The organism is Rhodococcus koreensis, assembly GCF_017068375.1.
Lineage (GTDB): Bacteria > Actinomycetota > Actinomycetes > Mycobacteriales > Mycobacteriaceae > Rhodococcus_F > Rhodococcus_F koreensis.
The window spans coordinates 569,785-590,328 of record NZ_CP070610.1; the positions used below are offsets into that span (position 1 = coordinate 569,785).

Here is a 20,544-nt window from a genome sequence, read left to right on the forward strand (position 1 = left end):
CCTCAGCGGGGCAGGCCCAGCAGGCGTTCGGCGATGATGTTGCGCTGAATCTCGGCGGCGCCGCCGTAGATCGACGAGGCGCGGCTGTAGAGGTAGTCGTTGCGCCAGTTCTCGTCGGGGTGTCCGAACACGGTGTCGGCGGACTTGCCGGCCAGGGCCACGTCGAACAGGAACTTCTCGGCCGTCGACATGGCCAGCTTGTCCAGCGAGGTGGTCGAACCCACCGGCTCGTCTGCGGACAATCTGGCCACAGTGCGCCGCGACAGCAGCCGCAGCGCGGTCAGCAGTTCCAGGGACTCGCCGATCGCGTCGTCCCCGACGTCGGCGGCCGGATCGGCGGCGAGCTCGTCGAGCCGCGACCGCAGCCAGATCTGCCGCTGCCACGCCGCGGCGCCCCGCTCACCGGCAAGCACATGCGTGGCCACCGCCCAGCCGCCGTCGACCTCGCCGAGGAGTCGGCCCTCGGGAATGACGACGTTGTCGAAGAACAGTGAGCAGAACTCGTCGTCGCCGTTCATGCTGCGCAAGCGGCTGACCGTGATGCCGGGGGTGTTCATGTCGAGCAGGAACGCCGAGATGCCCCGGTGGCCGGAGTCCGACGGCCCGGTGCGGGCCAGGAGCAGGCACCGGTCGGCGAGCTGCGCCCAGCTGGTCCAGACCTTTTCGCCAGAGACCTGCCAGCCGCCGTCGACGCGGACCGCCTGGAGCCGCAGCGAAGCGAGGTCGCTGCCCGCTCCCGGCTCGGAGAAGCCCTGGCACCACGTCTCCTCGCCCTGGAGCAGTCGCGGCAGCGCCACCGCGGCCAGCTCGGCCGGGGCGAACTCGGCGACCGCCGGCCCAAGCACCTCCTGGGTCGCGAAGGAGAACGGTGGCGGATAGCCGGCGTGGGCGAGTTCCTCGCTGATGATGCTGCGCAGGATCCGCCGGCCGCCGAGCCCGCCGGCGGATTCCGGCCAGCCCAACCGGATCCAGCCGGCGTCGTACAGCATCCGCTGCAGTCGGCGGAGCCGGTCGAAGATTTCGGTCAGTTCGCCGCCGGTCTCCCGGAACTGTTCCAGCGGTGCCCGGTTCTCGGCCAGCCACGTCCGGAATCCCGTGCGTGCCTCGGCGACGGTCTCCGGGACCATCAGCGTCTCTACGGTCGTCACGACGCAGCCACCTCGTTGTCTGTGCGGATGCCGGCCAGAGCGGGCATGCAGTCCCAATCGGTCAGTACCTGCTCGGTGTCCTCGCCGGGTAGCCGGGGCGGAGTCGGCTCGGTCGCAGGCGTCCGGGAGAACCGCGGCGCGGGTGCAGGCTGGCGTACCCCTGCGACGTCGACGAAACCTGCACGGGCAGTGGCATGTTCACCATCCGGCGCCTCGTGCGGCGCCAGCACCGGCGACACACAGGCGTCGAGATCGGCGAACACCGCCGACCACTCGTCCCGGGTACGGGAGGCGAAGGCCTCCGCGAACCTGGTGCGCAGATGCGCCCAGCCGTCCCGGTCCAGCTGCCCCGGCAGGGACGGGTCGTCGTCGAGCCCGAGACCGACCAGCAACTGCTCATAGAAGCGGCGTTCCAGCGCTCCCACCGCCATGTGCCCGCCGTCGGCGGTGCGATAGGTGTCGTAGAACGGTGCGCCGCCGTCGAGCAGGTTGGTGCCGCGTTCGTCGGACCAATGGCCCTCTGCCCGCACGCCGTGGACGAAGGCGGTCAGCAGTGCCGCGCCGTCGACCATGGCGGCGTCGACCACCTGCCCCCGACCCGACTGCGAGCGCTCGTGCAGTGCGGCGAGGATGCCCACCGCCAACAGCATCCCGCCACCGCCGAAGTCGCCCACCAGGTTCAGCGGCGGCAGCGGCCGTTGCCCGGCCCGACCGATCGGCTCGAGTGCCCCGGCGACGGCGATGTAGTTGATGTCGTGGCCTGCGCGCGGCGCCAGCGGACCGTCCTGCCCGTAGCCGGTCATCCGGGCGAAGATCAGGGCCGGGTTGAGCTCGGCCAGGACCTCGGGACCCAGACCCAGACGTTCCATGACGCCCGGGCGGAATCCCTCGACGAGGATGTCGGCCCGGGTCGCGAGGCGTCGTACCGTGGCCACCCCCTCGGGGGTCTTGAGATCGGCGACCACCGACCGGCGTGAGCGGACGAGCGGGTCCTTGGGACGACGCGGCGTACGGCCGGGTTTGGCCGGCCGGTCCACCGTGACCACGTCGGCGCCGAAGTCCGCGAGCATCATGCAGGCGAAGGGAGCCGGTGCGGCGCTGGCGATCTCCAGTACCCGCAGTCCGTCGAGTGGGCCGGACATCAGCGACTCCCGTCGATGCCGGCGGTCATGCCGCGGGCGCTTCCAGGACGTGCACCGCGCAGGCCGATGCGAGGCCGATGACGTGGGTCAGACCCACCTTGGCGCCCTCGATCTGCCGGTCACCCGCCTCGCCCCGCAGGTGCGTGGCGACCTCGTACAGGTTGGCGATGCCGGTGGCGCCGATGGGATGGCCCTTGGACAGCAGGCCGCCCGACACGTTCACCGGAATCCGGCCGTCGCGCAGCGGCGCGCCGGAGTCGATGAAGTCGCCGGCACCGCCGGGCTCGCAGAGCCGCAGGTTGTCGTAGTGGATGAGTTCGGCGGTGGCGAAACAGTCGTGCAGTTCCACCAGGTCGAGATCCTCGGGGCCGATTCCGGCGGCCTCGTAGGCCTGGTCGGCGGCCAGTCGGGTCAGGGTGTTGACATCGGGCTGGACCTGGCCACCGTCCGCCCACGGGTCCGAGGTCATCACCGAGGCGCTGATCTTGATCGCCCGACGTCGCACGTCGGGGTCGAGGGTCTTGAGCTTCGCATCCGAGACCAGCACCACCGCGGCGGCGCCGTCGCCGGTCGGGCAGCACATCGGCAGCGTGTTGGGGTAGCCGATCACCTCGGCGCCGAGTACCTCGTCGAGGGAGAACTCCTTGCGGTACTGGGCGAGCGGGTTGAGTGTCGAGTGGAGATGGTTCTTCACCGCGACCTTGGCGAACTGCTCGGTGGTGACACCGTGCGCGAGTGCGTATTCGGTGCCCGCCTGGGCGAAGACACCCGGCATCAGGCCGGTACCGAGCAGACCCTCGGTTTTCACCACGGCGCCGTAACGACCCTTGGGCGTGAAGATCTTCTTGTCGCCGGCCTTGCGGGCAGCTCCGCCGAGCATGCCCATCTTGCCCATCTTCTCGACGCCCACGGCGAGGGCCATGTCGCATTCACCGGCCTTGATGCCCATCATCGCCACACGCACCGCGGTCGCGCCGGTGGCACAGGCGTTGACCACGTTGTAGACGGGGATACCGGTCTGGCCGATCTGCTTCTGCAACCGCTGACCGTTGTGCGAGTTGGCCTCGTAGACGTTGCCCATCGTGAGCATCCCCATGTCGGCCATGCCCTGCCCCGAGTCGGCGAGGGCGTCGAGGGAGGCCGTCGACGCCAGATCCAGCAGATCCTGGTCGGCGAAGCGGCCGAACTTCGTCATCGATGCGCCGATGATCCACACGTTGTCACTCATGGTCATGCTCCGATCGGTTCGAATCCGAAGGCGACGGCGACGGTGCCGTCGTCGTCGACGGAGGCCTCGAAGGTCGCCAATCGGACCTTCATCTCGGGTTGGATCACTTCGGGATCGGTGACACCCAGCAGGTTCGCCTTGACGATCCCGCCACCCTCGAGTTCCACGACGGCCGAGGTGAACGGGCCGTTCTTCGCACCGCGCTCGACGATCGTGTAGGCGCGCAGCACGCCTTCGGTGGCCAGCGGGCGGGTGCCGAACTCCGTGGCAAAGCACTTGGCGCAGGCGTTGCGCCGGTCAAAGTAGAGGGCGCCGCACTGTGCACAGGCCTGCGCGACCAGGTGTGGCTCATCGCCCAGCACCAGGTAATCCACCGCTGGAATGGTCTGCGTCATCTCACGCCTTCCGGGGTCGGGCCGGGCCCGGCAGGACCTAGCCAACTAAATAATAGAGTACTAGAGTATTTACTACACGACCATCTGGATGACAACCGCCCCGAGGAGACGTCATGTCCGACTCACAGCCCTTCGACCCCGCAGCGATCGGCGCCAGATCCGCCCCCAAGACGGTCCGCTGGACCTCGCGCGACTGCATGCTCTATGCACTGGGTGTGGGCGCGGGCACCGCCGATCTACAGTTCACGACCGACAACACCAAGGGCGTCGAGCAGCGTATGGTCCCGACGATGCCGGTCACGCTCGGCGTCGACTTCAGCGTCCTCAAGCAGGCCGGCCGATTCGACTGGGCAAAGCTGCTCCACGCCGATCAGCGAGTCGAGATCCTCGGCGACATCCCCGTCGAGGGCGAGGCGCAGGCGGTCACCGAGATCACCGAAATGTGGGACAAGGACAAGGCCGCGCTGATCGTCGCGCAGACCACCGGCACCGATGCCGACGGCCGCGTGCTGTGGCGCAGTTCGGCCGGCCTATTCATCCGTGGGGTCGGCGGCTGGGGCGGCGCGCGCGGACCGGCAGAGTCGGCCGGAAAGTCGACCGAGGCACCCACCGACGACAGCAGGATCACCACGCTGACCTACGAGACCCACCCGGATCAGGCGCTGATCTACCGCCTGTCCGGCGACCGCAACCCGCTGCACTCCGACCCGGCGTTCGCCGCACGGGCCGGACTGGACCACCCGATCCTGCACGGGCTGTGCACCTTCGGCTTCGCCGGGCGTGCCGCGCTCGCGGTGGCGGGCAAGGACGCGACCCTGCGGTCGATGTCGGCACGATTCGCCGGCCCCGTCTGGCCCGGCGATACCCTGACCGTCGACCTGTGGCATCGCGACGACACGACGGTCGGCTTCCGGATGCGCGGCCGCGACGACAAAGAGGTCCTCACCGGCGGCCTGGCGAGTGTGGGTTGATCGGCATGAACACACCTGGCTGGCAGCCCCTGCTCGACCGGATCTCCGCCGAGTCCGACCCGGTTCTCCTGCGCAACCTCGAGGTGGTCGCGCGGCATGTCGTGGAAGAGGTGGCCGGGAACATGCCCGCCCTCATGGCGACTCTCGTCCCGCATCCCGAATACCGGGTGTGGGGAGCCTCCGACAGCGTCGGCCCGTCCGGCCGCGACGAGGTGGTGCAGTGGTACACCGCACTTGAGGCAGCCGACCGCAACCGGCTCGACTACGTGATCCACCGGGTGGTGGTCGACGAATCGTGCGTCGTCACCGAGGGTGACTTCCAGTACGCCATCCTCGGCCGGGATCTGGGCGGCGCCACCGCGACCGAAGCCGGTGAGACCATCCGCCCGGACGACTACCACCTGGTCACCCACCGCACCACCGTCCTGTGGCCGATCTCGTCGGACGGACTGATCGAAGGCGAGCACATCTACGCCGGTGAGCGCCATCGAATCCGGCGTCGGTTGGAGTCGGGCGAGTTGCCGCACCTGGGCCCGGCCACCCGCGCCGGGTGATCAGACGCACGGTGATCACACGCACCGTGTCATCAGACGCACCGGTTGATCAGATCAGGACGACCGCCGCCGGAAGATCCCGGCGGCGGTCGTCCTCGGTCGTGCTCCGCGATCAGGCGAGCAGCTTGGGCATCCGCTCCCCGATGAGCGCCTCCGCCTCGGCGACGATGGAGCCGACCACCTCGCGACAGCTGCGCACCTCGTCGATGAGACCCTGCGCCTGGCCTGCCCACCACATGCCGCCGTCCATGTTTCCCTCGGCCAGCACCTCGCGTCGGCCGCGCTCACCCGACGCCAGGTGGGCCACGTCGGCGAACGTCGCACCGGGACGCGCCGAGATGGCCGCGATCTCTTCGGAGACCGCGTTGCGGGCGACCCGTGCGGTGTTGCGGAACTCCCGGAACACGAGAATCGTCGACCGCTCGTCGTTCGCCACGATCTGCTGTTTGACGTTCTCGTGCACCGGCGCCTCGGTGGTGGCCACGAATCGGGTGCCCATGTTGATCGCGTCGGCGCCCAACGCGAGCGCGGCGACGAGGCCTGCGCCGTTGGCGAAACCCCCGGAGGCGACGATCGGGATCGACAACGAGCGCGCCGCCGCGTTGATGAGGACCAGACCGGGCACGTCGTCGTCGCCGGGATGTCCGGCGCATTCGAAGCCGTCGATGCTGATGGCGTCGACCCCGACCCGCTCGGCCTTGAGGGCATGCCGAATGGCCACTGCCTTGTGGACGACCTTCACCCCGGCCGCCTTGAAGGCGGGCATGTGCGGTTCCGGGTTGGCGCCTGCGGTCTCGACGATCGAGACCCCGCCCTCGATGATCGCGTCGCGGTACTCGTCGTAGGGCACCGGATCCACCGTCGGCAGGATGGTGAGGTTGACGCCGAACGGCTTGTCGGTGAGGTCGCGCACCCGGCCGATCTCCGCGGCCAGCGCCTCGGGGGTCGGCTGCGTCAGGGCGGTGAGGAAGCCGAGCGCTCCGGCCTCGGCCACGGCCGCGATGAGTTCGGCCTTGCCCACGGCCGTCATGCCGCCGCAGACGATCGGGTGGTCGACTCCGAAGATGTCGGTGAAGCGTGTCTTGATCACAGCAAAACTCCCTACAACAGAACGATTTCGGGCCGTTGGCGCGGTCCGGCAAGGGCGAGAAGAACGTCGGCGGTCAGAAGCTGCCGGTGTCGAACCAGCGCTCGAGTTGCTCGCGTCGGTCGTCGTTGACGTACTCGATCCGGGTGTGGGTCACGGTGCTTGTGGCGTAGATGGCCGAGATCTCCCCCGTCGACCGCCACAGCACTGCCTCGACGGTGATCAGCGGGTCGGCGTCGAGGGACTCGAGCCGCCGCGCGATGTCGGACTCCCAGACCCCGACATGATGCAACCCGATCCGTTCTGCCGCATAGATACCCGTGCCGTGGGCGGCGATCAGCTCGAGCCGGTGCGGGCCGGTCCGGCTGTAGGTCACCGTCAGCTCCATCGGCCCTTCGGTGCCGGCGATCCGGTCGTCGAACCGGGGCACGGTGAGCGTCGTCGGGGTGTTGAACTCGTAAGAGATCTCACCGTTCAGACCGGCCATGGCCTTGCCGAGGTCGTCGACGAGAATGCCGGAGTGATAGGGGATCTGGGCAGCCATCAGGGACTCGTTTCGTCGGTTGGTGCGGGTCGCAGGTCACGCCGGGCGGTCGGCCACCCAGTGCAGTGCGTTGTGCAGCAGTCGCTGGAACGACGGATTGCCGTACGCCGACGGTCCGTCGCCGAACTGGAGGTAGACGATGCGGCTGCGGTCGTGCGGGCGTTCCCACGCCACCACGCCTGCGCCGGGCTCGTGGTGCCAACCGTCGTTGGTGTCGCGTCGGCCCAGAACCGCGTTCCAGGTGGACCAGTGGTTGTCGACGGTCAGTGCCGAACGCGTCGTCAGCAGCGGCCGGATGTCCGGCGAGACCTCGCACAGATAGGTCTCGTCGGTGATCTCGAAGCCGTCGACGAGTCCGGCGGTGACCGGATGAACGGGGTCGGTGACCGAGATCGTCTGGTTCACCTCGTGGCGGTACCCCGAATCCGGGGCGTCCTCGTCCCGCAGGAAGCGGAATCGTCCGCCCATGACGCCGGCGTACTCCGGCCAGGTCGGCCAGGAGGCCAGGGCATGGTGCACGAACACGAAGCCGTGCCCCCGCTCGACGGCAGCCAGGAAGTTCCGCCGGAACTCCGCCGACGGCTCGTGCAGGTCTGGTGGGCTGTGGTCGGGATGGAAGGTGTAGCCGGGCATGTCGTACATGAGGTACGCATCCCATTCGCCGGCGATTTCGGGGCGGAAGAAGGCTTCCGCGGCAGGTTGCTCCGCCTGACTGACCGCGAGGCCGTCCAGACCGTCGAGCATCGCCGCGAATCCGTTGCGCTCGAACTTGTGCCCCCGGGTGACCGCGAGTACCCGCTTGTCGTTCTCAGCCATAGGACTTGGCGCCCATCACTTCTCGGCCATCCGGTGGATCCCGCGGTCGGCGGCCACCCATCCGGTCAGCTGCGGGTCGGCACCGATCTTGTCGCCGGAGACCCAGCGGCCGTCCGCGGCGAAGACGGCAACCTTGCCGTCACGCTGCGTGACCTGGACTCGCCGCTCACCGAGTGGCTCGTAGAGTGCACCGCTGTAGGGATGTCGCAGTCCGTGCATGTCAGTCCTCCTCCATGTAGGCGTCCATCAGCTGATGCATCCAGCGGATGTTGTCCTCCTGGTACTGCGCGAAGGTGACCGTCTTCTTGGAGGCGGCCTCCATGCCGTACTGGACCTTCTCCATGTTGTAGACATCCTGGTCGAGGATGTTCCCGACCAGCCCCAGCTCCGACCGGCTACCGAACGAGGTGTCGGCGTCGAGCTTGATCTCCTCGGCCGGCGGCGGCCGCTCACCGGTGTACGGCCCGATCAGGAAGACGTCCATGATCGACTCGCGATGGTTGTCGCCGTATGGCCGGAACCGGTAACAGAGCCGGTGCACGCCGCCCCACGGCATCATGTTCGGGAAAACGGTGTAGGTGAAGTTGTCCACCAGTTCGCAATCGGCCCAGTCGTCGATCTCGTCGCCGATCAGACCCCGCCACTTCTCGCGCGAGTTGCTGACCACGAAGTCACGCGCGGTCTCGCCATCGAGGGGCTGGACCGGCAGCTCTTCGTCGACGCGGACGTCCATGGTCGCCTTGAGCATCTCCTCGGTCGTGGGATCGCCGAGGGTCATCGGGCCGACGACCTCCGACGGGGTGACGAACCGGGCGAAGTTGTCGTAGCAGTCGACCTGGCACACCCCGAAGGCCGCGTAGGGCACGGTCTGCGGATGGGTCGCCGCGGCGTGCCAGCACTCCATGTACGCCTCCTGCGCGACCTTCCAGTTGCAGCGCAGGACCTTTGACACATGGGCCTGGATGTAGCGGTCCTCGAGCTTCCACTTGGCGAAGTGATCGGTCAGCTCACCCAGGTAGTCGTCGAGCGGCTCGGCGTCGGGATCGGGGTTGATGAACACGAAACCCGCCCAGGTGCCGACGCTCACCGCAGGCAGCGAGAAATCGTCTTTCTCGACGTGCGGGAATTCCCAGGGCGCCGGGATCTGCTTCAGTGCCCCGTCGAGGTCCCAGCTCATGCCGTGGAAGGAACAGCGGATCTCCGAGCACCAGCCGTCGAAGTCCTTCAGCTGGCGACCCCGGTGCAGACAGGCGTTGGGATAGGCCCGGATGGTGTCCGGCGCCGATCGGATCACCAGGTACTGCAGGTCGGCCACGGTGTAGACGATGTGGTCGCCGACGTCCGGGATGTTCTCCTCCCGGCAGACGAACTGCCACGTCCGCTTCCACACCCGATCCTTCTCACGGAGATGCCACTCGCGGCTGGTGTACCGCTCGATCGACGCCTCGGTCCACGAGAACTCACCCCGGTTCTCCTGCCGAATATGTTTGGGCACTTCATGTGTGTCCAAATCGAGCACGTCCTGGTAGGACAACAGCCGATCCCCGACATCCAACCGCTCGCCCATGACTCCTCCACTTCCCGACTTGTCTGTGTTTCCAGTTCCGAAAGGCCCGGATTCAGTGCTGCACCCGGGACAACAGGCCTCCGTCGACCACGAGGTTCACGCCGGTACAGAACGCCGCGCGACGACTGACCAGGAAGGCCACGCCGTGTGCGACGTCGTCGACGGTACCCAGCCGACCGAGCGGCACCCGGTCGACGACGGTCTGATAGGTCTCCGGCCGAGCCTGCCGGACCGTATCCCAGGCACCGCCCGCGAACTCGATCGGCCCCGGTGAGACCGTGTTGACCCGGATACCCTCGGCGGCCCAGCTGCGGGCGAGTGCCGATGCGTGATGCAGGACGGCCGCTTTGATGGCGCCGAACGAATTGGGTCCGGACGGGAGATCGACGTCGAGGGCACTGGTCGAGCTGATCGCGACCGCCGAACCCGCATCGGACTGCGCGAGATGCGGACGGGCGGCGTCGGCGAGGATCGCAAACGCCTGCAGATCGCCGCGTGCACTGGTCACCCAGGCGTCATCGCCCTTGACGCTTCCCGGCGATGCGTTGGAGATCAGGATGTCCACTCCGCCGAGCGCGTCGGCCGCGGCGCCGATGAAGCTGCGCGCCGCGTCGGGATCTGCGACATCCACCGACAGCGGGTGGGCTTCGGCCCCTGACTTCCGCAGCCCCTCGGCCGCTTCTGTCAGCGGCCCTTCGCTGCGGGCACCGATCACGAGCCGGCACCCCTCGGCGGCGAGAACCTCCGCGATACGCAGGCCGATTCCGCGACTCGCGCCGGTGATCACCGCGCGCATTCCGTTCAGACCGAGATCCATGGTCGCCCTTTCATCTGGTGTCCTAAGTATTCCATAATTAGATTATTTATGTCTAGAGTAAAGGCGTCCGACACCCCTCATCGAAAGCGGAGAATCCCGTGACCATCGTTCTCTCCAAGCCCGTCGTCGACTTCGGCATCGTGACCACGAACCCCGATCGGATGACCGAGTTCTACGGCACGACGATGGGCCTCCCCCAGCTCGATCCGATTCGAATGGACGGCTTCTCGATCAGCCGGTTCCAGCTCGGCGACACCGTATTGAAGGTCCTCGTCTACGACGCCGAACCCACGGCGACCGCCGCCATCGGCGGTATCGGCAACGGCACCGGCATCCGGTATCTCACCATCTCGGTGGCGAATCTGTCCGAACTCCTCGAGGCCTGCCGCACATCGGACACGGGATCGGTGGTCGACGAACCGGTCGAGGTCCGCCCCGGCGCCTGGATCGCCTTCGTCGCGGACCCCGACGGCAACATCATCGAGCTGGTGCAGCGCGGCGGCACTCTCTGAGGCCGCCGCACACAATCCCCGCACCGCCGTCGCTCCCCTCTCACGGCGGCGGTGCGGACCCTGCTTGGCTCAGCACAGCTCCCGAACTTTGGCGACGATACGCTCGACGGTCGGAAAACCGTTGAGCGCCTTGGAGAACGGGACGGGTGTGAACTTCGCCCCGACGCGGCCGACCGGCGCGAGCAACTCGTTGAACAAGGACTCGTGGATGCGGGCGCTGATCTCGGCCCCCGGCCCACAGAACTCGGTGGCCTCGTGCACCACGACGCACCGCCGCGTACGCTCCACCGACTCCAGCACGGTCGGGATGTCCAGCGGGACCAGACTGCGCAGGTCGATGATCTCGGCCTCGATCCCCTTCTCCGCCAGTGCTTCCGCCGCCTGGGTGCAGACTCCGACGCCGGTTCCGTAGGTGACCAGGGTGACGTCCTCGCCGGTGCGCAGCGTCGCCGCCTTACCCAACGGAATCGAGTACCGACCCTCGTCGACCGGTTCCTTGGTCGAATAGAGCAGTCCCGAATGCTGGATGAACAGGCACGGGTCCGGCGACTCCAGGCACGACTGCAACAGTCCCTTGGCATCGACCGGATTGGACGGCATGACCACATTGATCCCCGGCACGTGCATGAACCACGCCTCCAGCGACTGTGCGTGCTGCGCGCCGAAGTGGCTGCTGCCGATGACGGTGGTCACCAGGATCGGTGTGGGCGTCGCCCCGCCGGTCATGTACCGCAGTTTCGCGGCATGGTTCACCACCTGATCGAGTGCCAGGGTGATGAAGTCGAAGAACATGATCTCGGCGACCGGCCGGTAGCCGCCGAGGGCGAGGCCGACCGCGGTGCCCGCGATGGTGCCCTCGGCGATCGGCGTGGAGCGCACGCGATCTCGGCCGTACTCGCTCGACAATCCCTTACTGGTCTTGAACGGGCCGCCGATCGGGTCCTCGACGTCCTCGCCGAGGACGACGATCTTCGGGTCGGCCGCCATCGCTCTGTGGAAACCGGAGTTGATGGCCGCAGCCATCGTCATGGTCTTCTTCTCAGTCATGGTTCAGGCTCCGAACGAACTCGGGGTCGGCGAACACATCGGAGTCGATGGTCGCCGGGTCGGGAAATGGACTCGCTTCGGCATAGGTGAAGGCGTCGTCGACGTCGGCCTGTGCCCGTCGCTCGATCTCGGTGAGCGCGTCGTCGTCGAAGATCCCGCGCTCGGCCAGCCAGCGGCGGAAGTTGGGGGCCGGGTCACGCTCCATCGCCGCGGCGAGTTCGTCTTTGGGGACGTAACTGAAATCCGCGGTGCCGGTGTGGCCGGTCAGCCGGTAGTGCATGAACTCCAGGAACGTCGGACCCCCGCCGGCACGGGCACGTTCGACCGCCTCGCGGATCGCCCGCGTCGAGGCGATCGGATCGAACCCGTCGACGCGCTGCGTCGGCATCGCATACGCCGCGGCCCGTTTGGCGAGTTCGACGTCGGGCGCGTAGTCAGCGATCGCGGTGTGCTCACCCCACTGGTTGTTCTGGCAGATGAACACGATCGGCAACTTCCACAGTGCGGCGAAGTTCATCGACTCGTGATAGGTCCCGATGGACGTCGCGCCGTCACCGAAAGTGGTGACTATCGCCCGGGATTCGCCGTCGAGCTGGGTCGCCATGGCCAGGCCGACCGCCAGCGGCAGCCCCTGCCCGACGATGCCGGTGGTCGCGGTGAACCCGACGGCCTGATCCTGCAGATGCATCGGGCCGCCCTTGCCCCCGGACATCCCGGGCGCCCGACCGTAGAGCTCGGCCATGATCGAGCGCAGCGTGGCTCCTTTGGCGAGGGCATCGCCGAGGTTCCGGTAGGTCGACACCATCTTGTCGTCCGCGTCGAGCACCGCGCCCATCGCCGCGCACACTGCCTCCATACCCCGCACCGGGTAGAAGGCCGCCTGGAGCCTGCCCGCCTTGGCCTCGCGAGCCGAACGCTCGTCGGCCAGGGTCGTGACGAGCATGAGGTGATACATCTCGGCGAGCTCGTCGTCGCTGAGGCCGGCGGTTACGCCATCATCTGAGGCCATCTGCCCCTCCTGTCGGGTCGAAGACGGTGATCTACGGTTCACACCGAGACCGGCGTCTGGCTGAGTCGTTCGGTGACGGTCTGGCCGCAGATGCGGCCGAATCCGGTGGCGCTGGCCAGGGAACTTCCCGAGCCCACGTAGACCCGGCCCGAGATTCCGCCGGTACATTCACCTGCCGCGTACAACCCGGGGATCACCTGACCGGTGCGGGCCAGCACCCGCCCGGCCTCATCGATCTTGAGGCCGAAGCCGGTGTGCGCGATCGCGGTCGGGCGGACCTCGACGGCGTAGAACGGACCGGTGGCCAGCGGGTTGAGGAACTTGGCCGGCTTGGCGTAGTCGGCGTCCTCGCCGAGTGCGACGAGGTCGTTGTAGCGGTCGATCTCACCGCGGAGGTCGACGTCCGGGATTCCGATCGACGCTGCCAGCGCTTCGACCGTGTCGGCGATGTGCACGCGCTCGTGTTCGGCGAACAACTCCATGACCTCGGCGGTGTAATGCTTCGGACGGAACGCGGCATGGTTGGGCCAGACCTGCTTGTAGGCATCGCGGTAGCGGTCGGCGAGCGCGGCAGGCGGGTTCAGGCAGGCCTCGTCGAAGATCACGTAGCCGACGTTGCCCCGGTTTCGCATCAGCGCGTCGAGGATTCCGTAAGGCGCGGTCTCGTCGGCGAATCGCCGGCCGTGCCGGTCTACCAGGATGGTCCAGCCGGGCAGGAAGGCCTCGTGGACCTTGTCGATACCGGGGTTCAGCATCCGCAGACCCCGGTCGAATCCGGTGAGCTGGACGCCGAGCTGCTCGGCGAAGTCCAGGTGATCACCCTGCGCGCCGTCGGCCCCGATGTAGAAGCTCTCACCGGGCACCCACGCCGACGGGTAGAACTCCGCGAGACGGTCCGGGTTGGCACCGAATCCGCCGCTTGCCAGCACCACGGCCGCAGCGGTCAGCGTCTCTCCGCCCGACACGACTCCGACGAGGTCACCGCCCTCGACGGCCAGCGAGTCGACCCGACGCCCGAAGGCGATCTCACCGCCGCGCGCGGTGTAGGCCGCCGCCAGCGCCTTGACCAGCGCCTGTCCGCCGCCCTCGACACAGTGCCCGCGAGGGCGGCTCTCGTCACCGCCGAAGATGAGCTGCTCGTAGAAGGGCACTCCGTGGCCCTGCAACCAGTCGATCGTCTCGCCGAGGGAGTCGGCCCAGCGTCGCACCGGCCCGGCCGAGAGATCCCAGGCGTTGAGAGACATGTACTCCCGGAACAGGTTGCCCTCGGCATCGTCGATGCCGGCGGCCTGCTGCAACGTGCTCCGGCTCGCCATGACGACGCCGCCGGACAGCCGGGACGACCCGCCGACCTCGCCTTGCGATTCGACGATGAGGACCGAGGCGCCGTGCTCGATCGCGGACAATCCGGCGGACAATCCGGCCGCACCGGAGCCGATGACGATGACGTCGAAGTCGGGGGTTGTCATGGTTGAGCCTTCCCAGTTTCGTTGTGGTTCAGGGAGTTGTCGTGGTTCGCGATGTTTCGGAACGGTTCTCCGACGCGAAGGTGTGCGGTGTCGTTGAGGGACACGATTTCCCGGTGCCCGGCGCGGGACGCCATGATCCGGGTGATGCCGGTCGGGTCGGGCGAACGGACCACCTGCGCGGCCACGCCGAGAGCCCGGCGCACGATCTCGTCGATCACCTGGGGGCAGGCGCAGACGAGCACCCGCTGCCCGGGGTGATCGGCGATCACGGCGTCGACGGCGTCCGCGGTCGCGGGACTCGACCTGGGCGTCAACCCGGTCGCCGCGCCGATCGCGGCCGCGGTGTCGGCAGCCGGTGGGCCCGCGGCGTAGAGCGCATCCCATCCACCTTCCGCGCCGAGCCGCCGCGCGACGGCCGGCGCCTGGTGTCCACCTGTCGCGCCGGGCACGAATGCGCCACCTTCGATGTCCCGGGTCGCCGCGTCGGCATGTTGGACGAAGATCAGTTCCACGAGGCACCCGCCCTCGCCACCGGAACACTCCTGACCGGAGCTCCGGGGGCGCGTGTCGGCGGCCGGGCGTTCAGTTCGCGGACCGACCACCCCGCGTCCGCGCGGTACTCGAAACGGCTGACCGAGCCGTAGTCGGGCGCGAACAGGCGTAGCGCCGACTCGCCGAGTATCCAGGCCAAGAAGATGTTGATGACTCCGCCGTGGCACACCGCGACCACCCGCTCGCCGACGTGCTCGATCCGGATCGCCTCGAGCGCGGTCACCACCCGCTGCCGGAACTCCTCGGCGGTCGTCCCCCAGGGGCTCAGGTCTCCTTCGCGGTATCGCTGCCACACGTCGGCACCGTCTTCGTAGTGCAGATAGTCGCTGTCTCGGTCGAACTCCGCGAGGTCGGCGACCTCGCTGACCGGGACGTCGGGGCCGAGCGCACACCGGGCGCTCTCGGTCGCCCGGCGCAGATTCGAGGCGAACACCGCGTCATAGCCGTCGGCCCGCAGCAGCCCTCCGGTTTCCTGCATCTGCGCGACGCCGAGAGGACTCAGCGGCGGATCGTTCTGGAGCTCTCCGGAAGCGGCTCGGGCCGGCTCTCCGTGACGGACCATCGAGAGGATCATCGTCGACCCACCTTCCTCGGTGTGGGCACTGCCTCATGCCCCAATTACTCTAACACTAGATTTTCCATGTGTAGAGTAAACCTTCGTGCCGGCCCGGTCGGTACGCGCGGACGTGGCCGCGGCCCAGGGGCTCCTGTGATTGACGTCTCAGCCACTTTCGGTTAATACTCTATTCGTAGATTATCTTGCGATAGATGATTGCGCTATAGAGAACCTCATCCAGTCCACGCGCAACGAAAGAGGAGAATCGTGGCCCACGAGCTCACCATCCTGCAGGCGGCCCGCATGAAGGGCCGCCTGTCGCCCGAACTCGCCGCGGCATCGACCGGTCTCGACGTCGACGCGGCGAGCGCCGTCCTGGCCGAGCTGCGCGGTGCCGGCCTCGTCAAGGGCGAGCCGTCCGTGCGCCTCACCCCGGAGGGCCGCGAACGTCTCGCCACCCTGGTGGCCGCGGAACGCGATGACATCGATCAGACCGCACTGAGCGTGCTCTACGGCGAATTCGACGACCACAACAGCGATCTCAAGCACATCATTACCGACTGGCAACTCCGTGACGGTGCACCGAACGACCACACGGACGCCACTTACGACGGTCAGATCATCGCGCGACTGGTCGCGCTCGACGACAGCTTCACCCCGCTGGTCGACCGCATGTCGGTGATCGCGCCCCGGCTGGCCACCTACCGGGCCCGCTTCGCCAACGCGATCGAGCAGATCACCGCGGGCGACAAGGGCTTCGTCGCGCGGCCCATCGCCGACAGCTACCACACCGTGTGGTTCGAACTTCACGAAGAACTGATCGGACTGCTCGGCCTCAGCCGGGCCGAAGAAGCGGCCGCCGGCCGCGCCGTCTAGGAGGGAACACACCGATGACGTTCATCTGGCTGGGAGATGCTCCCGATCTGGATCCCGCCCTCGTCGGCGGTAAGGCCCGCAGCATCAACCGGATGCGTGCCCTGGGGATGCCGGTGCCGCCGGCATTCGTCCTGTCCACCGCGTTCTGCGCGGAGGTCAGTGCCAACAACGGTCGGCTCACCGACCGCATCATGCAGCACATGAGTGATGGCATCGACCGGTTGCAGGCCGAGACCGGCCGCCGCCTCGGCTGCGACACCGCGCCGCTGCTCGTCTCGGTTCGCTCCGGCGGCGCGCAGAGCATGCCCGGCATGATGGACACCGTCCTCAACCTCGGGATGAATACCGACGTGGAGCGCCGCGTGGCGGAATACAGCGGCAGTCCCGACTTCGCTGCCGACACCCACCGACGGTTCGTCGAGCAGTTCTCCCGGGTGGTCGGGACCGAGGCCACCGGCGTGCCCTGGGACGACCTGATCCTCGCGGCGGAGGCGGTGTTCGCCTCCTGGAACTCGCCACGAGCTCGCTCCTACCGCGCGCACCACGACATCAGTCACGAGGGCGGCACCGCGGTGACCGTTCAGGCGATGGTCTTCGGCAACTACGACGAGAACTCCGGCACCGGCGTCCTGTTCAGCCGCAATCCGCTGACCGGCGATCCCGCCCCGTACGGCGAGTGGCTGCCCGGCGGCCAGGGCGAGGACGTGGTGTCCGGCCGGTTCGACGCCTTGCACCTCGAAGAACTCGAGAAGCTGTTGCCCGAGGTCCACGCCCAGCTGATGGCGGCCTCGGAAGCCTTGGAGCGACACGGTCGCGATGCCCAGGACATCGAGTTCACCGTCGAGAACGGGCGACTCTGGCTCCTGCAGACGCGCGCGGCCAAGCGCTCGCCGCAGGCGGCGGTCCGGATCGCGGTGACCCTCGCCCAGGAGGGCATCATCACGCGGCAGGAGGCGGTGGCCCTGGCCACCGATGCCCAGATCGCGGCGGCAACCGCACCCCACGTTGATCCGGTGGCGCGCCGCGACGCCACCCTGGTCGCCTCCGGACTGCCCGCGTGTCCGGGCGTGGCCAGCGGCCGTGTGGTCTCCGATTGCGAGGCGGCAGAGAAACTTTCCGATGAGGGTATCCCGGTGATCCTGGCCCGTCCCACCACCGACCCCGACGATGTGGCCGGCATGGTGGTCTCCGAGGCCATCATCACCGAGATCGGCGGAGCCACAAGCCACGCCGCGGTGGTCAGTCGAGAACTCGGCACGCCGTGCATCGTCGGGTGTGGGCAGGGCGTCCTGGACTCCCTCATCGGGAAGACCGTGACGGTCGACGGCACCAACGGCGAGATCTTCGAGGGCATCCTGCCGCTGGCCGACGTCCACGGCAAGGAACACGACGCCGTCGTGCAACTGCGTGACTGGGCGACGGAAACGCCTGTGGCGGTAGCGCGATGACCTTCGCCGCCCAGCTCGCCGCGGAGCGTCCCGACGAAGTGGCGCTCCGCGACGACGAGTGCGCGCTGAGCTGGCGCGACGTCGACGAACGGCTGCGTCCCGCCGTCAACGCCCTGATCGCCGCCGATCTCGGCGCCCGGCGACGGGTGGCGATCCTCGCAGGCAACTCCGCCGAGACCCTGCTCGGATATGTCGCCTGCACTCTGGCGGGCTCGTCGGCCGTCGCGGTCAACTCGCATCTGACGGCGGCCGAGACCGCGTACATCCTGGAGGATTCCGGGGCCCGGGCGGTGCTGTGTGACCGCGGGACCGCGCCGGTCGCCGCCGAGGCCGCACGACTCGCCGGCATCACCACGGTCGCCGCCTGGGGCCGATCCGCCGAACCGCTGCCCGCCGGCGTCGCCGCATGGCGGGACTGGGCCCGTGATCCCGCCGAGCCGCCGACCGATCTGACACCCCGCCGGACGCTGGTGTACACCTCCGGCACCACCGGACGGCCGAAGGGCGTCGAGTTGCCGTTCACCTCATGGGTGGGTGGCGCCGACATCACCCGGCATCTGGCCGGCCTGGCGCAGAACCGGATGGTGGATTTCGGCAGGCACCTGGTGGTCGGCCCGATGTATCACTCGGGTCCGCTCACCGGGACCCGACTTCTGGCCGGGGGTGCGCCGGTCACAGTGATCGGCAAGTTCGGGGCGGAGGCAGTGCTCGCGGCCATCGAACGGGACCGGATCGGCTCCACGATCATGGTTCCGACCCATTTCCAGCGACTGCTGGCGCTACCCGAGGAGCGCCTCCGCACCGCCGATCTGAGCGAGCTGCGCTACGTCCTGCAGGTCGGCGCGAAGTGCCCGGTACCGGTGAAACATGCCATGATCGACTGGCTCGGCGATCGCGTCTGGGAGAGCTACGGCGCCAGTGAGGTCGGTACGACCTGCATGATCAGCTCGTCGGAGTGGCTGGAGCGTCCCGGATCGGTCGGTCGCGCGGTACCTCCTTTCGAGGCCTACATCCTCGGCGACGACGGGCAGCCGGCGCCACCGGACACCGAAGGCCCACTGTGGTTCCGCGACACCAGCGGCCACGGGATCAACTACATCAGCGGCGCCGGCAGTGGCCAGGAGTTCACCCTCGGCGAGATCGGGAGGATGGACAGCGACGGCTACGTCTGGATCACCGACCGTCTGTCGGACATGGTCGTCTCGGGCGGCGTCAACATCTATCCCGCCGAAGTCGAACAGGCTCTGGCCCAACATCCGTCGGTCGCCGACGTCGCATGCTTCGGGTTGCCACACGACGAGATGGGCGAGAGCCTTGCCGCGCTCATCGTTCCTGCCGATCCGTCATCTCCGCCGGATCGCTCCGAGCTCGAGCAGTTCGCGCGGAGCCGACTGGCCGGCTACAAGATCCCCCGGCAGGTCTACCTGACCGAATCGCTGCCGCGCACCGCGGTGGGGAAGCTGGACAAGAAGGCGATGCGCCGCCTGCCCGGGAGTGGTTCCGGCGAGATCCGCTCGCTCGGCGACCATCTCGGCGCCGCTCGGTGAGCCGGCCCTCCGGCCGGAAACTCGATGAGTAGACTAATGAGAATGGCGGGTAAGCGAGTGACAAGTACAGAGGTCACACCGGATACGATGACCGACCCGGTGGATTGGGCTCGGCACTACTGGGAGCAGCAGAAGCTCGACGGTGACGAACAGCGGTTCCTCACCCTCACCTCGCTGCTCCGGTATCAGCGCCTGGTGGCCGACGAGGTGGACTCGGAGCTCAAGAAGCACGGGCTCAACATGACCGACTACCTGTTGCTCATGACGCTGCAGCTCTCCGAGCACGGGACCCGGCTGATATCCAGCCTCGCCCGCAACCTGATGGTGCATGCGACGACCGCGACGCTGGCCACCGATCGGCTCGAGCAGCGCGAGCTCCTCGCGCGCAGTCCGCACCCCACCGATCGCCGGGCCACCTGCGTGACGATCACCCAGAAGGGACGCGAGGCCATCGACACCGCGACCCGCGCTCTGACGGCCATCGACTTCGGAATGCGTGGTAGCAGCCCGACTGATGTGACCCAGCTGCACGACGCGCTGACCGCCATGCGGCAGAGCGCCGGGGACGCCTGATCCTCACCCTGCGTGTATCACGGTCATCTCCCGAAAGGACGCCACACTGAAGGCTTGGGTATTCAACGGCGCAGGAAGGCCTCCGGAACTGCAGGATGTCCCCGCCCCAGTGGCCCAGCCCGGCTAAGTAATCATCGACGTCAAGGCCAGCGGTCTGTGCCACTCTGATATCTCTGCCTTGGACGATCCGAACTGGTCAGCTAATTTTCCAAGTTTGCCCATCGCCCTGGGCCACGAGCCCGCAGGGGTCGTCTCCGCCGTCGGTGAGGGCGTCACGAACCTCGAGGTGGGCGACCGCGTGGGGGTGCCCTCGGGTCCGCCCAACGCCAATGGCTACTTCAAGGACGGCGCCAACGCGGAGAAGACAACCGCCATCGCAAACTCTGTGTGAGGATTCCCGACGGTCTCGACTTCGTTCCCGCTGCCGCGGGTACCGATGCCGGCAACGTTGCTCACCACGCCGTGATTACGCGCGCACGGTTTCGACCTGGCGACAAAGTCGGCATCATCGGAATCGGGGGCTTTAATTAGTACTACAGTCGCGTTTAGGGGAGATGTCGTCGGGCTCGGTAGTGGGATTGTCGTCGGGCTCGGTGTTGGTGGCGGCGACGCCACTGGGAGCGTGCCAGGACGTGGCTCGGATCGGGTGCATACGTCCAGATCAGGTCGCAGAGCAGCCGTCGGAT

Annotated in this window: 23 protein-coding genes; 8 read left to right on the forward strand and 15 right to left on the reverse strand. The window is 67.9% G+C overall.

The window, feature by feature from the left end; translation table 11 throughout:
- Positions 1-2: 2 nt before the first annotated feature.
- The 4 genes from JWS14_RS43615 to JWS14_RS43630 are packed head-to-tail and all read right to left on the reverse strand — an operon-like array spanning position 3 to position 3,913.
- Positions 3-1,148, reverse strand: a complete 1,146-nt coding sequence (locus tag JWS14_RS43615; RefSeq protein WP_206016548.1) for an acyl-CoA dehydrogenase family protein — start codon at positions 1,146-1,148, stop codon at positions 3-5.
- On the reverse strand, positions 1,145-2,290 hold the full coding sequence (locus JWS14_RS43620) for a CaiB/BaiF CoA transferase family protein (RefSeq protein ID WP_133987193.1): 1,146 nt from the start codon (positions 2,288-2,290) through the stop codon (positions 1,145-1,147). Before JWS14_RS43620 ends, JWS14_RS43615 begins: the two co-directional genes overlap by 4 nt.
- A 25-nt stretch (positions 2,291-2,315) precedes the next feature.
- Entirely contained in the window at positions 2,316-3,518 is a 1,203-nt protein-coding gene (locus JWS14_RS43625) for a thiolase family protein (RefSeq protein ID WP_167116603.1), read from the reverse strand.
- A 2-nt stretch (positions 3,519-3,520) separates the two neighbouring features.
- Positions 3,521-3,913, reverse strand: a complete 393-nt coding sequence (locus JWS14_RS43630; RefSeq protein ID WP_133987197.1) for a Zn-ribbon domain-containing OB-fold protein — start codon at positions 3,911-3,913, stop codon at positions 3,521-3,523.
- Positions 3,914-4,026: 113 nt separating this feature from the next.
- Between JWS14_RS43630 and JWS14_RS43635 the strand changes: the two genes are divergently transcribed.
- Positions 4,027-4,884 (forward strand): MaoC family dehydratase, encoded by an 858-nt coding sequence (locus JWS14_RS43635; RefSeq protein ID WP_133987199.1) that lies wholly within the window; start codon positions 4,027-4,029, stop codon positions 4,882-4,884.
- 5 nt (positions 4,885-4,889) lie between these two features.
- On the forward strand, positions 4,890-5,438 hold the full coding sequence (locus tag JWS14_RS43640) for a nuclear transport factor 2-like protein (RefSeq protein WP_206016549.1): 549 nt from the start codon (positions 4,890-4,892) through the stop codon (positions 5,436-5,438).
- A 112-nt stretch (positions 5,439-5,550) separates the two neighbouring features.
- Here JWS14_RS43640 and JWS14_RS43645 read toward each other — a convergent pair whose 3' ends face one another.
- From JWS14_RS43645 to JWS14_RS43670, 6 genes are all read right to left on the reverse strand, one after another.
- A complete protein-coding gene (locus JWS14_RS43645) occupies positions 5,551-6,528 on the reverse strand; it encodes an NAD(P)H-dependent flavin oxidoreductase (protein ID WP_133987203.1) in 978 nt (325 codons plus the stop codon).
- A gap of 73 nt (positions 6,529-6,601) precedes the next feature.
- Complete coding sequence (locus JWS14_RS43650) at positions 6,602-7,069, reverse strand: VOC family protein (protein ID WP_206016550.1); 468 nt, start codon at positions 7,067-7,069, stop codon at positions 6,602-6,604.
- 36 nt (positions 7,070-7,105) lie between these two features.
- Entirely contained in the window at positions 7,106-7,885 is a 780-nt protein-coding gene (locus JWS14_RS43655; RefSeq protein WP_206016551.1) for a ThuA domain-containing protein, read from the reverse strand.
- A 15-nt stretch (positions 7,886-7,900) separates the two neighbouring features.
- Positions 7,901-8,104: a transposase gene (locus JWS14_RS43660; RefSeq protein WP_133987209.1), complete on the reverse strand. Its 204-nt coding sequence runs from the start codon at positions 8,102-8,104 to the stop codon at positions 7,901-7,903.
- A 1-nt stretch (position 8,105) separates the two neighbouring features.
- Positions 8,106-9,452 carry an aromatic ring-hydroxylating oxygenase subunit alpha gene (locus JWS14_RS43665; RefSeq protein ID WP_206016552.1) on the reverse strand — a complete coding sequence of 449 codons (1,347 nt, stop codon included), beginning with the start codon at positions 9,450-9,452 and terminating at the stop codon, positions 8,106-8,108.
- 52 nt (positions 9,453-9,504) lie between these two features.
- On the reverse strand, positions 9,505-10,269 hold the full coding sequence (locus JWS14_RS43670; protein ID WP_167116617.1) for an SDR family NAD(P)-dependent oxidoreductase: 765 nt from the start codon (positions 10,267-10,269) through the stop codon (positions 9,505-9,507).
- A 98-nt stretch (positions 10,270-10,367) separates the two neighbouring features.
- Between JWS14_RS43670 and JWS14_RS43675 the strand changes: the two genes are divergently transcribed.
- On the forward strand, positions 10,368-10,781 hold the full coding sequence (locus tag JWS14_RS43675) for a VOC family protein (RefSeq protein WP_167116620.1): 414 nt from the start codon (positions 10,368-10,370) through the stop codon (positions 10,779-10,781).
- 69 nt (positions 10,782-10,850) lie between these two features.
- Here JWS14_RS43675 and JWS14_RS43680 read toward each other — a convergent pair whose 3' ends face one another.
- The 5 genes from JWS14_RS43680 to JWS14_RS43700 are packed head-to-tail and all read right to left on the reverse strand — an operon-like array spanning position 10,851 to position 15,432.
- Positions 10,851-11,828 carry an alpha-ketoacid dehydrogenase subunit beta gene (locus tag JWS14_RS43680; RefSeq protein WP_206032425.1) on the reverse strand — a complete coding sequence of 326 codons (978 nt, stop codon included), beginning with the start codon at positions 11,826-11,828 and terminating at the stop codon, positions 10,851-10,853.
- On the reverse strand, positions 11,821-12,837 hold the full coding sequence (locus JWS14_RS43685; RefSeq protein ID WP_206016553.1) for a thiamine pyrophosphate-dependent dehydrogenase E1 component subunit alpha: 1,017 nt from the start codon (positions 12,835-12,837) through the stop codon (positions 11,821-11,823). The genes JWS14_RS43680 and JWS14_RS43685 overlap by 8 nt, the downstream gene beginning before the upstream one ends.
- A gap of 38 nt (positions 12,838-12,875) precedes the next feature.
- On the reverse strand, positions 12,876-14,306 hold the full coding sequence (locus JWS14_RS43690) for an FAD-dependent oxidoreductase (protein WP_206016554.1): 1,431 nt from the start codon (positions 14,304-14,306) through the stop codon (positions 12,876-12,878).
- Positions 14,303-14,818, reverse strand: coding sequence for a histidine phosphatase family protein (locus tag JWS14_RS43695; RefSeq protein WP_206016555.1), 516 nt, complete (start codon positions 14,816-14,818; stop codon positions 14,303-14,305). The genes JWS14_RS43690 and JWS14_RS43695 overlap by 4 nt, the downstream gene beginning before the upstream one ends.
- The gene (locus JWS14_RS43700; protein ID WP_133987222.1) at positions 14,809-15,432 is read right to left on the reverse strand and encodes a histidine phosphatase family protein; all 624 of its coding nucleotides are present in this window, start codon (positions 15,430-15,432) and stop codon (positions 14,809-14,811) included. Before JWS14_RS43700 ends, JWS14_RS43695 begins: the two co-directional genes overlap by 10 nt.
- Before the next feature lie 249 nt (positions 15,433-15,681).
- Here JWS14_RS43700 and JWS14_RS43705 point away from each other — a divergent pair, with 249 nt between their 5' ends.
- The 5 genes from JWS14_RS43705 to JWS14_RS50755 all read left to right on the forward strand — a co-directional run bounded on the left by JWS14_RS43705 (position 15,682) and on the right by JWS14_RS50755 (position 20,249).
- Positions 15,682-16,290, forward strand: coding sequence for a hypothetical protein (locus tag JWS14_RS43705; protein WP_241031783.1), 609 nt, complete (start codon positions 15,682-15,684; stop codon positions 16,288-16,290).
- A 14-nt stretch (positions 16,291-16,304) separates the two neighbouring features.
- Positions 16,305-17,738 carry a pyruvate, phosphate dikinase gene (locus tag JWS14_RS43710; RefSeq protein ID WP_206016556.1) on the forward strand — a complete coding sequence of 478 codons (1,434 nt, stop codon included), beginning with the start codon at positions 16,305-16,307 and terminating at the stop codon, positions 17,736-17,738.
- Positions 17,735-19,285 (forward strand): AMP-binding protein, encoded by a 1,551-nt coding sequence (locus JWS14_RS43715; protein ID WP_206016557.1) that lies wholly within the window; start codon positions 17,735-17,737, stop codon positions 19,283-19,285. Before JWS14_RS43710 ends, JWS14_RS43715 begins: the two co-directional genes overlap by 4 nt.
- 87 nt (positions 19,286-19,372) lie before the next feature.
- Entirely contained in the window at positions 19,373-19,858 is a 486-nt protein-coding gene (locus JWS14_RS43720) for a MarR family winged helix-turn-helix transcriptional regulator (RefSeq protein WP_240960644.1), read from the forward strand.
- 133 nt (positions 19,859-19,991) lie between these two features.
- Entirely contained in the window at positions 19,992-20,249 is a 258-nt protein-coding gene (locus tag JWS14_RS50755; RefSeq protein WP_269592345.1) for an alcohol dehydrogenase catalytic domain-containing protein, read from the forward strand.
- Positions 20,250-20,544: the final 295 nt, after the last annotated feature.

Coding starts and splice junctions, on each gene's coding strand:
- JWS14_RS43665 (WP_206016552.1), bottom strand. CDS start 9,452: ATGGGCGAGCGGTTGGATGTCGGGGATCGGCTGTTGTCCTACCAGGAC.
- JWS14_RS43690 (WP_206016554.1), bottom strand. CDS start 14,306: ATGACAACCCCCGACTTCGACGTCATCGTCATCGGCTCCGGTGCGGCC.
- JWS14_RS43640 (WP_206016549.1), top strand. CDS start 4,890: ATGAACACACCTGGCTGGCAGCCCCTGCTCGACCGGATCTCCGCCGAG.
- JWS14_RS43630 (WP_133987197.1), bottom strand. CDS start 3,913: ATGACGCAGACCATTCCAGCGGTGGATTACCTGGTGCTGGGCGATGAG.
- JWS14_RS43660 (WP_133987209.1), bottom strand. CDS start 8,104: ATGCACGGACTGCGACATCCCTACAGCGGTGCACTCTACGAGCCACTC.
- JWS14_RS43700 (WP_133987222.1), bottom strand. CDS start 15,432: ATGATCCTCTCGATGGTCCGTCACGGAGAGCCGGCCCGAGCCGCTTCC.
- JWS14_RS43655 (WP_206016551.1), bottom strand. CDS start 7,885: ATGGCTGAGAACGACAAGCGGGTACTCGCGGTCACCCGGGGGCACAAG.
- JWS14_RS43650 (WP_206016550.1), bottom strand. CDS start 7,069: ATGGCTGCCCAGATCCCCTATCACTCCGGCATTCTCGTCGACGACCTC.
- JWS14_RS43720 (WP_240960644.1), top strand. CDS start 19,373: ATGACCGACCCGGTGGATTGGGCTCGGCACTACTGGGAGCAGCAGAAG.
- JWS14_RS43620 (WP_133987193.1), bottom strand. CDS start 2,290: ATGTCCGGCCCACTCGACGGACTGCGGGTACTGGAGATCGCCAGCGCC.
- JWS14_RS43670 (WP_167116617.1), bottom strand. CDS start 10,269: ATGGATCTCGGTCTGAACGGAATGCGCGCGGTGATCACCGGCGCGAGT.
- JWS14_RS43715 (WP_206016557.1), top strand. CDS start 17,735: ATGACCTTCGCCGCCCAGCTCGCCGCGGAGCGTCCCGACGAAGTGGCG.
- JWS14_RS43680 (WP_206032425.1), bottom strand. CDS start 11,828: ATGACTGAGAAGAAGACCATGACGATGGCTGCGGCCATCAACTCCGGT.
- JWS14_RS43685 (WP_206016553.1), bottom strand. CDS start 12,837: ATGGCCTCAGATGATGGCGTAACCGCCGGCCTCAGCGACGACGAGCTC.
- JWS14_RS43635 (WP_133987199.1), top strand. CDS start 4,027: ATGTCCGACTCACAGCCCTTCGACCCCGCAGCGATCGGCGCCAGATCC.
- JWS14_RS43625 (WP_167116603.1), bottom strand. CDS start 3,518: ATGAGTGACAACGTGTGGATCATCGGCGCATCGATGACGAAGTTCGGC.
- JWS14_RS43710 (WP_206016556.1), top strand. CDS start 16,305: ATGACGTTCATCTGGCTGGGAGATGCTCCCGATCTGGATCCCGCCCTC.